Raw genomic sequence first — 13,310 nt, forward strand, 5'->3', positions numbered from 1 at the left:
CTTGATCCGATGACCCGAAACATGACGGATCGCTTAAGCAACACGTCCTCCTTTCACTTCAAATGTATGAAAGCGCCTCCTGCTTCCCGGATGAGATGCAGGCTGCGCTTTCTGTTTTAAGCTTGACATAGGACAAGGACGTAATCCATTAGGATAAATTGTCTTATGCTCGGTCAATTTCAATCAATTGGGAATGGCTGGTCCGCCTCGTCCTGACAAGCATGGCTATTTGTCCTTAAAACATTGCAACGCAACCGTCTTGCCACTTTCCCTACTTTCGTTGGCCGCTTCGATAAAGCGGATCATTTCGATTTGGCCGCCGCTGGCGGACGATGTATAGAAATGACGGACAGAACGAGTCCGCACTCCCTTGCGAGATCGATCATGGCAGACGCTTCTGCAGACATGGCGATCGGCTTGTCGACGATCGGGTGCTACATAAATGTTCTGGTCAGCAAGCGAAGCAAGTCGTCATCCCGGATTACCCTCGTCCTGCCGCCCGTCCGGAACGTATCCGATTCGTTATAGACATGCGCCTCCGCCAAATTGGCGCTCGTGTAATCGATCTTCATCTCGTACGGCCCCGGAAGTGTGTAGGGCTTGCACGTTGTGCGGCCGCGCACCGCCTCCTTGACCGCCTCCCCGATCTCCGAGCAAACTCGCTTGGGTGCCTTGAGCACGCCGCTATGCCTGCCCAGCGCTTTCTTCGTCTCGTAGGTAAATGTCGTGCCCAATTGGCACCTCGCTTCCGCACACGCTTTATCGTCGCCGGAAACGAAAATGACCGGAACGTCTCTCAAGCCAAACAGAAGCGCTTCGAACCCGATTTCACCGATCGGATTGCCGTTGAGCTCGAGTCCATAAATATCGTAATAGCTCCAGGAATGATCGAGAATCGCCCCTTCCGTACCCGCCATTGCATGATAGCCGATCAACAATGCGCCGTCGAACGACGAATCGATGCCGGGGAACCGATTCGGCAATTTGAGCGGGCCCAGCACATAAGAGGCGGCGGAATGAAGCCGATCGTACAAAAAATTCAGACCGAGCGCATGCGCGTCCTTGACTACAATTTCCGTCGCACCGGCCTCGACAAGTGCTTCCACGACCGCGTTCGTTTCCTCCGTCAGTAGCTGGCGCGCTTCCTGGTAGTAGATCTCCCCGCGCATAATTTGCTCCCTGTAAGCGATTCCTCCAATGCCTTCCATGTCCACGCTGACGTAAAATTTCATCATGCTCCTCCTCATGCATCGGATAGCACCATGATAAAGTGAACGGACAGGTCGCGTAACAAGCGAATCTTGGCTTATACTGAGTGACTCTTATCCGATCTGCGGGATGCCGCCGCCCGTCAATAAAAACGGGATTGGAACGAATGGCGAGTGTAGCTCCATGTAAAAAAGCTCCCGGAAAAGGAGCCCCATCTTTCCTTAGTATTAGTGCGGACTTGATTCGGCCTATGTTCTCGTCGCCCGACTTTTGCTACAACTGTTGTCTGTCGGTACTGTATCGCTGCCCCGCCAGATTGGAAACTTTGCTGCCATTTGTACGAACAATTCCGACAAGATATTTGCCTATGCTGAACTTATTTATTAGGAACGAGAGAAATATAGAAACTACGATACCAATAATAAAAAGAGAAATCGCATAGGTAATCATATTCATAAATGAAAGTGGTTTTAAGGTATACATGAATATGGAGTGCAGTAAATAAATACTAAAAGAGTAGTTACTAATAAAGTAAATAAACCTAGGAACTCGCTTACTTTTTTCTGTTAAATAAAATACAAGCCATATAATTGCAGTAGTATGCACGAGATAGTCAGGTCGTTTGGAAGATATGTGTGGCACGATTTCAAGGGATTTTAAGCCCAATATTAACAAAAGACTAAAAACCGGCAGAATGAGAATGATATATTTGTATTTGTTTAAAAGAGCCATAACATAGTCGTAATTTCTTCCCATATAATAACCTAAGGAAAAGTAATAGAGCCAACCAAAAACCATTAACCAGTATCCCTGTCTCCATATGTACTCATGAAAAGGAATAAAATCCAACGGATCCTTTACAATTATTTGAAAAAAACTAAGGTATAGAGCACTTACGATAAAGGAGCCTCCTACAACCCACTTTGCAGACATTTGTTTTAAATATTTGTCTATTAGTTTATGTAATAAATAAAATTGTATGATGATCAATATGAACCAACAGACAAAGTCGCCTAGGAATATATTGTTAAACAGGGTATGAAAAAAAGAAGCGCCTTCCACTTTGTATTCAATAAAAGCGTAGATGAACCCCATTAAAACATAAGGGGGTATTAAATATTTGATTTTATTCCATATGAATTTTTGGGGTAATCCATCTTTATAGGTTTTTGCGATTAAGAATTCAGATATAAAAATAAACGCAGGCGTTCCGAATAGAATCGTCATTTCAATGATTCTCAATATGGTAATGTCCAGTCCTCCACTACCAGCTTTATCATAATTTACAATGCTCATAGAAATCGCATGGATGGCAACTACGGATAAACAAGCGATCGCCCTTAGCCAAAAAATTGCATTGGTCATTTTCCTCAACGTTCATCCCCCATTGCTGTTTTTTCATGCATGTTGTTCAAAACAAATCCCAAATCTTATATTAATTTTCGTAGCAAAATCCCATTTCGAGAGTGTGTCAAAAGCACCAAATTTGTCATCTTATTCAGCCTCGCCGAACATCAGCGTAAACGGTGCGATTCCGATGCGCAGCCCCTCCGCGATTATTGCGCAGCCGTTCAGACCGCTTCTCCACAGTAAACGCTGCATGCAAAATGCCGTCCTCGTCCCCGATCAACGGGAAAGAGCACGGCATATGGTTTATATTCAAAATCAATTCTGCAAGCCGAACGAATCCCAGAAGACCAAACGTTTAATGCGATCGGGTATCTGTTCGGCAACTTTTTGGATGACTGTTCCACCGAAGCTATGTCCAACGAGAATAAAATCGTGCAAGTTCAAGTGTTTAATATAATCAACGACAGAATTCGTAATCATGGCATGCGTGACATTTTTATTTGGATCCGTTCCATGGCCTGCGTATTCTGGTGTATAAACTATGTTTCCTTGATTACGCAGCACTGCAGCTACTCCGTCCCAAAAGTGAGCATCGGCCCAGGAACCATGCACAAGTACGAAGGTTAGCCGTTGAGGTGCCATTGCCCGATATCTTCCTCCAGAATCTTGAGGATATTGCCACCAAACCTGCCTCGGTTCGGAATATGGGTTATAGTACAATCCCTGAGGCATAAACCGATAATTAGGATTTGGAATATAATCCCCTGGAGAATAAGGAAACACGAACAACATCCTCTCATAGACGACATAATTGAGCATATGCCTATGGCGCCTTAAAGATTCACATTCCAAATATATCAACGGCCGATTTAGAGTTGGAGGTTAGGTACTTTTCATTCGGCGAAAACGTACGTGATGTGAGGCGTCCATTTACTTTTAGGACACCATCATGTAAATACCGATTATTGCAAGCTTTCACTCGGATTATTTCTGGTATTTCCACTCAACTCATAAAGAGTCGCAGCTAACCCTTTTGGATAGGAAACGACATGCATGTCGCCAGCATATTCGATTTCGCTTTCCCCTAATCTGACAGTTATGAAATGAAACGCTACTCGCTTATTCTCCCTGTACGCCTGCGTAATAGCCTTTATGGCTTGCCGGAATCCTTCTTCTTTCGTAAGCCGGATTGATCCGCCAACGGGATCTGAATCCATTCTGTCGTCGGCAACATGCATTCGTTTAATCATGCTTTCGTCTCCTTTCCGATCAATCCGGATGAAAAGTATCTGCGTTGGAACCAAAGCGCTACATTTACAAGTGCAATCATGACCGGTACTTCTACAAGCGGGCCGATGACGGCGGCAAACGCGGCTCCGGAGTGCAAACCGAACACGCCGACGGCAACTGCGATTGCCAGCTCAAAATTGTTGCTCGCCGCGGTGAACGCTAGCGTCGACGTAACAGGATAGCCGGCTCCCGACCGTTTGCCCATGAAGAACGACACCAAAAACATCACGACGAAATAGATCAGCAACGGAATCGCGATTCGAACCACGTCGAGCGGCAGCTCCACAATCACGTCACCTTTGAGGGAGAACATGACGATAATCGTTAGCAGCAGCGCTACCAACGTAACCGGGCTGATTTTCGGCACGAAAACGGACTCGTACCAGGAACGCCCCTTTGCTTTCACTAAGGTATAGCGAGTCAGCATGCCGGCGAGAAACGGAATGCCCAAATAGATGAATACACTCTTGGCGACTTCGCCGATCGTAATGTCCACGACCATCCCTTGCATTCCGAACCATTCTGGCAAGACGGTTACGAATACGTACGCATAGACCGAATAAAACAACACCTGAAAAATCGAATTGAACGCCACGAGTCCCGCCGCATATTCCGTATCGCCTTTGCACAGGTCATTCCACACGATAACCATAGCGATGCAGCGAGCGAGTCCGATCATAATCAAGCCGACCATGTAGTCGGGATACCCTTGAAGAAATACGATCGCCAGGACAAACATCAGGATTGGGCCGATGACCCAATTTTGCACTAAAGACAGTCCGAGTATTTTGCCATTCCGGAAAACTCGGCCTAGATCTTCATAACGTACTTTAGCCAGCGGAGGATACATCATCAAAATAAGTCCGATTGCAATCGGTATTGAAGTCGTGCCCGATTGCATTTCATTAAGCGCATCCACGAAGGATGGCGACAAGTTCCCAAGTCCAACGCCGATCGCCATGGCGACAAAAATCCAGACCGTCAAATATCGGTCGAGAAAAGACAATCGTTGTTTATGTTGATTGGCCACTGTTGACTCCCCCGATATCGTTATTTCCCCTCTTGAACGAAAGCCGTAATACGGTTCTTGATGGCATCGCGTACGGAGCGGAATTGCGCCATAATTTCTTCTTCCGTTCCTTGTGCTTTCGCCGGGTCATCGAAGCCCCAGTGCCACTTCACGACATTCTTATTGGAGATTACCGGGCAATGCTCGTCGGCATGGCCGCAAAGCGTAATGACATAATCCGCCCGGTTCAGAATCGCCGGATCAATTACATCGGAAGAATTGCCGCTAATATCAACACCGGCTTCTTTCATGACTTGCACGGCCCTCGGGTTCAAGCCGTGCGCCTCCAGACCGGCGCTTTTTACTTCGTACTGCTCCCCACCAATCGCTTTCAAGAAACCGTCCGCCATTTGGCTGCGGCACGAGTTACCGGTGCATAAGAAGTAAATCAATTTTTTGTCCATGTTCTGCATCTCCTTTAATTAAATATGTTATTATATGCTTATATAAAGAACGGCAAAACACGAAAATCGTCAGTCACAAGCGATTTTCGTTGCTTTTGCCTGCAATTCATCAATCTTCGGCTGTTGAGACGGAATATGCTTCAATACATCCTTTACAATGGGCGCATCATCAATCGTTAATGAATAATAGATCCATTGCCCTTTTCTTGATTCACGCACAAGACCGGCATCTTTCAGCTTTCGCAGATGCTGACTGATGCTGGGCTGAGACATTTCTAAAATGTCGACGATGTCGCAAACACACATATCCTTCTCACGCAGGAGGGCAAGAATGGTCAGCCGCGATTTATCACCCAATAGCTTAAAAGTTTCCGCCATATTGTATATGAGATCCATCCGTTCTCCTTTCTTATGTTGAAAGCTCAAGACTGCGCAATAGCTCGCGCACCTTTCTTTCAATCATATCGCGTGTTTTACGTACTTCATCCATATCTGCTTCGGATCCGTCAGCAGGTAAAGGGTCGGGGATATTCCATTGTTCACTGCGAGTGCCAAAGGGGACAACGGGACATTTTTCATTCATATCATCACATAATTTTATAATAATATGCGCACTAATGAAAGTCTTCATGTACAACTTTTTATGTTGTTTTTGTAAAAGATCAATGCCGACTTCTTTCATCGCTGCAATCGTCAACGGATGGATCGGTTGCGGTTCGAGACCGGCACTTTCCGCGATGACGGCCGCCCCCCCTATCTCATTTGCAAAAGCTTCCGCCAAATATATCATGTATAAAGGAGTCAGGGGGGATGATCATGGAAAATGTACGTGACATGTTTCAGCTCATAACGCGTCGGTTAGGATTTCTGAATAAAAATTGCTGCAGCGTTGGCGGAATCGATATTTCCCTTCCGCAAAGCCATATTTTATATGAAATCGACCGCAGGCACGATCCTTCCATGCAGCAAGTAGCAGAAGCGCTCGGTATCGACATTACGACGTTCAGTCGCCAAGTCCAATCCTTAATCAAGTTGAACCTGGTCAAAAAAATACCCGCCGCGGACGACCGACGTGTGTTTTTACTGTCGCTTACGGTAGAAGGAAAGTTTGTTGCGACGAGCATCGATCAGCAAATGAACATGTATTTGAACGAAGTCTTCTCGCACATGAACGAATTTGAGAAAGAAACTGTCATTCGATCCATTCGGTTACTAACGGAAGCCATGTCGAAGTCCGGCCAATGTTGTGCCCCTCCGATTGAGTGAAATTCTTTTTCTCCAATACTTGCAAAATGCAAATAATAACCTACTGAGTGATAGTCCAACATTTTGAGATCAACCGCCTATACCCATTTATAAAAATACATTTATCAGGAGGATGTATAAATGAATGTACTGATCAAAAACGAAATTCGGGAAAATGTGCGTGGCCGCTACAGAGAAATCGCAATTCAAGATACAACTTCAGGGAGCTGCTGCACACCAACCTCTGGATGCTGTGACACGACAATGGATGCGAACGCCGTATCTTCGAAATTGGGCTATTCCTCCGAAGAGCTTTCCACGGTACCAACAGGAGCTAATTTGGGACTAGGCTGCGGCAATCCTCAAGCAATTGCCACATTGAAACCGGGAGAAGTTGTGCTTGATCTTGGCAGCGGCGGCGGATTTGATTGTTTTCTTGCCGCGAAACAAGCTGGGGAAAACGGGCGCGTGATAGGCGTGGACATGACGCCGGAAATGATCAGCAAAGCGCGCGGCAACGCGGCGAATGGCGGATATAAGAATGCAGAATTTCGATTGGGCGAAATCGAACATTTACCGGTAGCTGATACATCGGTAGACGTCATTATTTCAAACTGTGTCTTCAACCTGTCCCCTGATAAGCCGCAAGTATTCCAGGAAGCTTATCGCGTCTTGAAACCGGGCGGCAGATTGGCGATTTCGGATGTCGTTTTGACAGCGATGCTTCCAGAGGATTTGCAAAACAGCATAGCAGCATATTCCGGCTGTGTATCTGGAGCATCCTCCATTCAGGAGCTGCAGTCCATCTTGGTGAAGAGCGGTTTTCAAGAAGTTCCTATTGAGCCCAAAGAAGATTCCCGTACGTTTATCAAGGATTGGGTACCTGGCGCAAATATCGAACAGTACATTGTTTCCGCGGTAATCCAGGCAGTGAAGTAAGTTGTGTCTGCAAAATAGTATTTATCATTCTTTGGCTCCATAAGTGTCGGTTGACAAGAACATTGTCCGATAAATGACAAGAACATTATCCGATTGCCACTATTACGCCGTTCAATCCGAATGGTGTAAATTTGTTTCCAGGTCCAATGATAAATAAAAAAGCAGTTGCCACAGCAAACTGCTCTTTATTTAACATAAATCTTTGTTTTTAATTCTTATCTATTGATACACTCCATTATCCACGTCTTTTTCAAAAAGCTGTAACGTCAAGTTACGCTGAACAAGCCGTTCCTCGTTTATTGACCATGTAGTTGAACCTTTCTCATCAATTTCGGCTTCGACGATCGACCATCTCGCATCTACCAGTTTGATTCGCAAGGGGCGCTCGCAAACTAGCTTGTATTGAATGAGCGTCCCTACTCTTCGCCACGCTACTTGAACCAGGCCGCCACTTGCCACATCGACGAAGGTCAGTTCGGCATGTTCAAGATCCCCTGCGAGGAGCTTGAACTCGTATGTCGTTACCGAAAATGAGAATACTCCGACAGGATGCAATCCGGAGAAATGGCGGGTCGACTGCCAGGCTGGGCTGCCGGACCACGCATGGCAATGGCTCCACCTCGGATCGAACACTTCGAGCAGCGTCGTTGCGCCTTGATCCAGCATCCAACCCCAGCATTGACGATACTGCTGCAGGACAAACAGGTCTTCGCCATGCTCCAGAAGCGTCTGCAACGAAAAATGGGCAAAATACGGCGTAATCAGCTGATCGTGATTGGCTGACGGATGTGCGAGCCGCGGTGCAAGAACGTCATTTGGAAACGACTTCATCATGTGCTCCTTGATGAAGCGTATCGCCTGGCTGACGTTATCGCGCTCCACCAACCCCAGGCCAAGCGCAAGCACCGTTGCGTGATAGCCTGGCGAAGCAGCAATTTCTCCGGTTCGGGCGACGCCTTTGCCAAACAGCCCGTCGTCGCAACGAGCAACCTGCATCATGGTTTTCATCAGCTGTTCCGCTTGCCCGAGCCTGACCGCCGATTCGGCGTCTCGTCCCAGAAGCCGATCCCACTCCGCCATGTCGCGAAGCGCACGCAGCAAAAGCATATTCAGCGCAACATCGATTTCCGATGGTTCAACCAGACAGCCCCAATCCACAAAGTTCCAATACTGCGGTACGTACAGCCCCCGTTCCTGGACCATGCCCATCATCGTATCGATCGTCTTGCATGCGGCTTCATGCGTTTCCTGTAGCAAATGAACATCCCCGGTAAACTCGTAGTAGCGAAGGCAGCCGCTGAGCCACAAGAGCGCGAAGGATGGAATATACGCATATTGTGCCGGATAATGCCCAGCCACGAATCCGTGTTCGCCGAGCGAGGCTGTGGCCTGAACAAGCGTTCGTCTTATGATAGAGAGATCACCGGTCACGACGGACATTGTCTCCAAACCGACCAGCACGGCATCACCTACCCACTGCCCGCGCTCCCTTGTCGGCGAATCGGCAATCGCATCTTCCGTGCAGGATTGCAAGGTGTCCACGCATAACTGCCAGATTTGATTCAAACGTGCATCGTTGCAAGTAAAGCTCGCCCGAATGCGATCGATTGCCGTCGTCTGCAGGACATTCACACTGTGAAGCTCAATCTCTCCGGGGGCGCCTGTTATGTACAGCTCCAGATAACGAAACCCGCGCGGCGAAAACGTCTGCAGCGTTTGTCGACCTCCCTTGGCGATCCATCGATCCAGGTGGGTGGATTCGCTGGCCGATAAATGGATGACAGGGTAGACACGATCATCGAGCAACGATTCGCTGTACCCCATTTCAACCTTCGTTCCCGGAGGAACCGTCAGATCGATCATCGGGCGATAAAGCCCAATTTTATGACAATCAAATCGATACCATCGCCCCTGGGAAGGCAGCTGCGGAGCGAGATCGCGCATGACAAACTGCACCACGGGATGATCGTCGTCATATCCGAATCGATTAGCGAAGGTTCCTTCCGCCGTCTTTTGCACGGAACCCCGAAGCTGCACCAGATTGGGAATCGTTTTCTTGACAAAATTCAAGCCAACATCGACGGCAACTGGCGCATGCCATCCAATGCCTTCTTGAATAACGGGTGCATAGAGATCGCCCAGTTCCTGCGTATCACAGGACTCTGCCCATCCCAATTGGGCATTGAGGCGCTTGTTCAGATGCTTATATGCGATCAACTCCTTGGACAACCACTCCAGTTCCACAGGCTCCTCTTGGCCATCCAATACCTGTACTGCGAAAAATGGTATGCTATCCTCAGCCGTAAAACGAGTCACCACCCCGAAACTGGTCACTACAGCAGTCAGGTGCAGCGTATCTCCCTCCACCTCTCGCGGATCAACCAAGTATTCATCGAGCTCCATGCGGTTACCTGCAGAGCGAGAAGGACCGAACAGCACCTCCTTGCCGTTCATATATAACCTGTATTGGCTGCTTGCAGCCGCCCGAATTGCAAGCGGCCACTGAGCCCGCTCGATCCCGATCGTCGCCCGAAAAGCCGCATACACATTTTCGTTGCGCGATGGTTCGGCAATCCAGATCGGGGTAAGCGGAATCATGTCATTCCTATTTTCGCCTTTTTCGGTCATCGTTTATTTTTCCTCCCTTGCATAATGTAAAGCTCGGGGGCGTGACGCAGCCCAGATGGTACCAACTGATACGCTTCGGAGAAAGAATCTCCTTCCGTCACCCAGTGTTCAGGTGCGTAGGCCCACGAATAGACCGGCACCATATGCAGCGGTCCGAACGTATTTCGCCTCGTCAGAACCACATCCAGTTGAATCTTTCCGTCGAATGCTGCACCGCAATCCAGCTCGGCTTCGTAAGGCTGCCAAGCGAGCATTTGCGATTCTTGGCCTGCGATCGCGACTTTTACGCATGCCGCGTCATAATCGAGTTGTGCCAGCCGAACCTTACGATTTCGTAACCGCTCAGGGTCAACTGTCAGGAAATACGTCACCGTGCCCGAGTAAAAAGGAAATCCTTGCGCGGCAAGATCTCCGGCCGTGATCCGTGCTGGAAGTCGGGTAACGATCGTATCCGCTCCAGTCAAACGAACGCCAAAGTCGCCCAACAAATACAACGCTTCCAGATCGACGCCTTGGCGGAAAGCTGTTTCCAGGCGGATGGTGTTGGCCCCTTCCCGCAACCATTCGTTCGGTACGGGTATTTTACGGAAGCATGGATCGACCCACCAGTCCGGATCGTCGGGAACAGGCAACAACCGGTCGTTCAGGTAGACGGTAAACAAATTCGGCTGTTCCATCGCAAGCTGTATCAGACCCACCGGTATATCATCAATTTGAAAATCGAACATTAGCTCAAGAGGAAACGCTTGTGTCTCGAAGGAAGAGTCTTGCGATTGCGCGACATACCAAGGCTGCAGCATCATGCCGCCACGCAAATCCATGCCCAACGTTGTCCGTATCTCGCGGTCCGCTTTCAATATTTCTTGCACCGGCTGACAGTCGCCGCCATTCAAACGGTACCTGGCTCGGTCAAGCACCAACACGTTAGGCTCGCTTAACTTGTATTCGTACGGGCCTTGCAGCGTCTGCATCAGCTCGAAACAATCTTCGAGCTTATCCGCAACGGCTGGTTCGCAGTCAGGCGCAAGCATGAATAGGCGTTCCCCGCCAGGCGGAAAATCGGTCGTAAACTCCGTATAGCCGTCCGCTTGTCGAGTTTGTAAACGAAAACGTCCTCCATCGGTGCAATTCCATTCCTGCACGTATCCTGCCCCTTTCAGCCGAATGCGTACGTCACGCTGCCACCGTTCCCGGTCCATGTTCATAAATAGTGCATATCGGACGTCGCCGTCAGTTCGAACCTGGCAAAAAAGATCCGGTACCGGATCCGCATGCAAATCCAACTCGCAAATCGCCTCAGCAAACACGTTGCTATGCATTTTGCATGCATGGACAATGCTCTCCCTCGCGAACGGAACACAGATTCCCCGGGAAGCGATCTTTGCCGCCGCGGATGACGGGAGCGCATCCACATACGCGGGAGTTTCGCCTGCAAAGATGGCCTTGCCGCCGGCCAGCATAAATTGTTCAAGAATACGAAGCGTTGTCGCCCTGATCGTCGTCATGCCGCTCACAATAACGACTTTATAGCTTGCGTGTTGAATCCGGAGATTCGGTCCCTCCTGATCGCTCGTTTCAATGCTGGCTAATCTCCCCATCATCTCCTCGTCCCCGTAATCAAAATCGATTTGGGAACCGGCCAGCCACTCGAATAACGCAGCGTATTGGCGTTCCAACTCCTGCACGGCAGGAGCGTTCGCTTGCAAATAAGTCGACCAGCCCGGGTAAACCTGACACCATACGCTCTCCACCGGATTGATAACGAGAACCTCACACGTCTGCGTTCCTTGATTCATGATGGTCCCGATTCGGGCGAAATACGTTTCGACAAAACGATAATCTTGCCACCAAGCCGATTGGTAGGAAATACTCGCCGGATAATCACGCTTCGATTCCCCCGCCATCGTATACCAGGACAAATGATGCGCCCGGACATTGATTCCGAACAGCGCTTGCCAGTCGCCCACGTACTTGTGGCCCGCGAAAGGCATCTGCCATCCAGTCGCGCCATAGAGCTCGGAGAATTGCCATTTCCTCCCGAGCTGACGGGCTGCCGAAGCCAATTGCTTGGCAATCCAATATTTTCGGTTGCCCTCGGTCAAATGGTCGATGCCGGGAATATCCATATGCTCGTAATAGCGCATCATCGAACCGGAAACGGCTGTTTGGGCTGCCAGGCTGTCTTCATGCAAAATATGACCGGTCAGCAGCAGCCCGTTCTGCATGCACCAATCCTGAACAGGCTTGGCGAAATGCTCCAGGAACATTGATTGGAGAAGCTCGACATAATGCCATTTCACTTGTGAAACCGCTTGGCCTTCTGGCTGAAGGAACAGCTCCGGCAATCGGGCTTCCAGGTCGTAGCCGAACATCTCGCGGAACTCACCAAATAGCGAGTATGTCCAGGGAGCAAGCCACTCCGCATCCCGGTTGGCGAGGCCGAACCCGTCGAACAAGCTTCCCCGGTGCGGTTCGTCCGTAAAGATGCCGTGAATGGAGCGGCCCAGTTTATCGCCGCAGTGCGCCTTGTACTTCTCGTGGGTTGAACGTAAAAACGCTTCTGTCGCTTCCGGGTTCAACGTGTCCAGATACGTGCTTCCGTTGTACATGGTCTCCTCCGCCATTTCGACGATGGAGAAGATCAGTACCGTTTGGTCAAGGGTGAGGTTTGCGAAAGTATCTCGCTCCAGGCGCTTCGTTTCGAAGACGGCAAGCCCCTCGAGCCGGCAGGCAAAGGCCGCAAACGAGTCTTCTCTCCATTCGAATTCGGAAGCAGCAACCATCTCCAATTTGATAAACTTTAGCCTATGCCGCGGATTTCTCGTCACCGCGCCACCGGCAGTTCCGCTTGGCCATCGGTCTTCATCGTATAACCATGCTTCCATGCCAAGTTTGTCTGCCTCTTCGGCGCAGATATTCACAAACTCGAACCACTCGTCACCGAGATACTCGGTAACGAGACCTGTGCGGGAATGGATGAAGAAGCCGCCGAAGCCCATTTCCTTGAATAGATGAATTTGTCGCAGCAGTTCGTTTTTCTCCAGTTTTCCGTTCCATGACCACAGCGGTTTGCCACGATAAGCCATCGTTGGCTCGTGAAATTTTCGGTATACGTCGAGTATCAAGTCCGGATCAACCTCCTATAATGCTAGGATAGAATATCAAAAAAGAACTCC

General features: G+C 49.1%; 11 protein-coding genes and 1 pseudogene. 2 read left to right on the forward strand and 10 right to left on the reverse strand.

The window, feature by feature from the left end; translation table 11 throughout:
• Positions 1–434: 434 nt before the first annotated feature.
• The 8 genes and pseudogenes from EXY20_RS09660 to EXY20_RS09695 all read right to left on the reverse strand — a co-directional run bounded on the left by EXY20_RS09660 (position 435) and on the right by EXY20_RS09695 (position 6,103).
• Complete coding sequence (locus EXY20_RS09660) at positions 435–1,232, reverse strand: M55 family metallopeptidase (RefSeq protein WP_135550229.1); 798 nt, start codon at positions 1,230–1,232, stop codon at positions 435–437.
• Between the two features lie 250 nt (positions 1,233–1,482).
• Positions 1,483–2,574 carry an acyltransferase family protein gene (locus tag EXY20_RS09665; protein ID WP_235885520.1) on the reverse strand — a complete coding sequence of 364 codons (1,092 nt, stop codon included), beginning with the start codon at positions 2,572–2,574 and terminating at the stop codon, positions 1,483–1,485.
• A 303-nt stretch (positions 2,575–2,877) separates the two neighbouring features.
• Positions 2,878–3,201 (reverse strand): annotated as a pseudogene (locus EXY20_RS40610) (alpha/beta fold hydrolase); the annotation flags it as partial.
• A 320-nt stretch (positions 3,202–3,521) separates the two neighbouring features.
• Positions 3,522–3,809 carry a hypothetical protein gene (locus tag EXY20_RS09675; RefSeq protein ID WP_135550234.1) on the reverse strand — a complete coding sequence of 96 codons (288 nt, stop codon included), beginning with the start codon at positions 3,807–3,809 and terminating at the stop codon, positions 3,522–3,524.
• Positions 3,806–4,879 carry an ACR3 family arsenite efflux transporter gene (gene arsB, locus EXY20_RS09680; RefSeq protein ID WP_135550236.1) on the reverse strand — a complete coding sequence of 358 codons (1,074 nt, stop codon included), beginning with the start codon at positions 4,877–4,879 and terminating at the stop codon, positions 3,806–3,808. Before arsB ends, EXY20_RS09675 begins: the two co-directional genes overlap by 4 nt.
• A gap of 20 nt (positions 4,880–4,899) precedes the next feature.
• Positions 4,900–5,322: an arsenate reductase (thioredoxin) gene (arsC, locus tag EXY20_RS09685; protein WP_135550238.1), complete on the reverse strand. Its 423-nt coding sequence runs from the start codon at positions 5,320–5,322 to the stop codon at positions 4,900–4,902.
• Between the two features lie 69 nt (positions 5,323–5,391).
• Positions 5,392–5,718 (reverse strand): ArsR/SmtB family transcription factor, encoded by a 327-nt coding sequence (locus tag EXY20_RS09690; RefSeq protein ID WP_135550240.1) that lies wholly within the window; start codon positions 5,716–5,718, stop codon positions 5,392–5,394.
• A gap of 13 nt (positions 5,719–5,731) precedes the next feature.
• Entirely contained in the window at positions 5,732–6,103 is a 372-nt protein-coding gene (locus EXY20_RS09695) for an arsenate reductase ArsC (protein ID WP_167859121.1), read from the reverse strand.
• Positions 6,104–6,138: 35 nt separating this feature from the next.
• Between EXY20_RS09695 and EXY20_RS09700 the strand changes: the two genes are divergently transcribed.
• Positions 6,139–6,588 carry a MarR family winged helix-turn-helix transcriptional regulator gene (locus tag EXY20_RS09700; RefSeq protein WP_135550244.1) on the forward strand — a complete coding sequence of 150 codons (450 nt, stop codon included), beginning with the start codon at positions 6,139–6,141 and terminating at the stop codon, positions 6,586–6,588.
• A gap of 120 nt (positions 6,589–6,708) precedes the next feature.
• Positions 6,709–7,506: an arsenite methyltransferase gene (locus tag EXY20_RS09705; RefSeq protein ID WP_135550246.1), complete on the forward strand. Its 798-nt coding sequence runs from the start codon at positions 6,709–6,711 to the stop codon at positions 7,504–7,506.
• A gap of 219 nt (positions 7,507–7,725) precedes the next feature.
• Here EXY20_RS09705 and EXY20_RS09710 read toward each other — a convergent pair whose 3' ends face one another.
• The gene (locus EXY20_RS09710; protein WP_135550249.1) at positions 7,726–10,134 is read right to left on the reverse strand and encodes an alpha-L-rhamnosidase-related protein; all 2,409 of its coding nucleotides are present in this window, start codon (positions 10,132–10,134) and stop codon (positions 7,726–7,728) included.
• Positions 10,131–13,259, reverse strand: a complete 3,129-nt coding sequence (locus EXY20_RS09715) for a hypothetical protein (RefSeq protein ID WP_135550251.1) — start codon at positions 13,257–13,259, stop codon at positions 10,131–10,133. Before EXY20_RS09715 ends, EXY20_RS09710 begins: the two co-directional genes overlap by 4 nt.
• Positions 13,260–13,310 lie beyond the last annotated feature (51 nt).

Origin of the sequence: Paenibacillus cymbidii (assembly GCF_004764705.1) — a bacterium.
GTDB classification, from domain to species: domain Bacteria; phylum Bacillota; class Bacilli; order Paenibacillales; family NBRC-103111; genus Paenibacillus_AN; species Paenibacillus_AN cymbidii.

What these genes read in the sequence shown, in the direction of transcription:
- EXY20_RS09660 (WP_135550229.1), bottom strand. Translation starts at nt 1,232, where the DNA reads ATGAAATTTTACGTCAGCGTGGACATGGAAGGCATTGGAGGAATCGCT.
- EXY20_RS09665 (WP_235885520.1), bottom strand. Translation starts at nt 2,574, where the DNA reads ATGACCAATGCAATTTTTTGGCTAAGGGCGATCGCTTGTTTATCCGTA.
- EXY20_RS09675 (WP_135550234.1), bottom strand. Translation starts at nt 3,809, where the DNA reads ATGATTAAACGAATGCATGTTGCCGACGACAGAATGGATTCAGATCCC.
- arsC (WP_135550238.1), bottom strand. Translation starts at nt 5,322, where the DNA reads ATGGACAAAAAATTGATTTACTTCTTATGCACCGGTAACTCGTGCCGC.
- EXY20_RS09690 (WP_135550240.1), bottom strand. Translation starts at nt 5,718, where the DNA reads ATGGATCTCATATACAATATGGCGGAAACTTTTAAGCTATTGGGTGAT.
- EXY20_RS09700 (WP_135550244.1), top strand. Translation starts at nt 6,139, where the DNA reads ATGGAAAATGTACGTGACATGTTTCAGCTCATAACGCGTCGGTTAGGA.
- EXY20_RS09705 (WP_135550246.1), top strand. Translation starts at nt 6,709, where the DNA reads ATGAATGTACTGATCAAAAACGAAATTCGGGAAAATGTGCGTGGCCGC.
- EXY20_RS09710 (WP_135550249.1), bottom strand. Translation starts at nt 10,134, where the DNA reads ATGACCGAAAAAGGCGAAAATAGGAATGACATGATTCCGCTTACCCCG.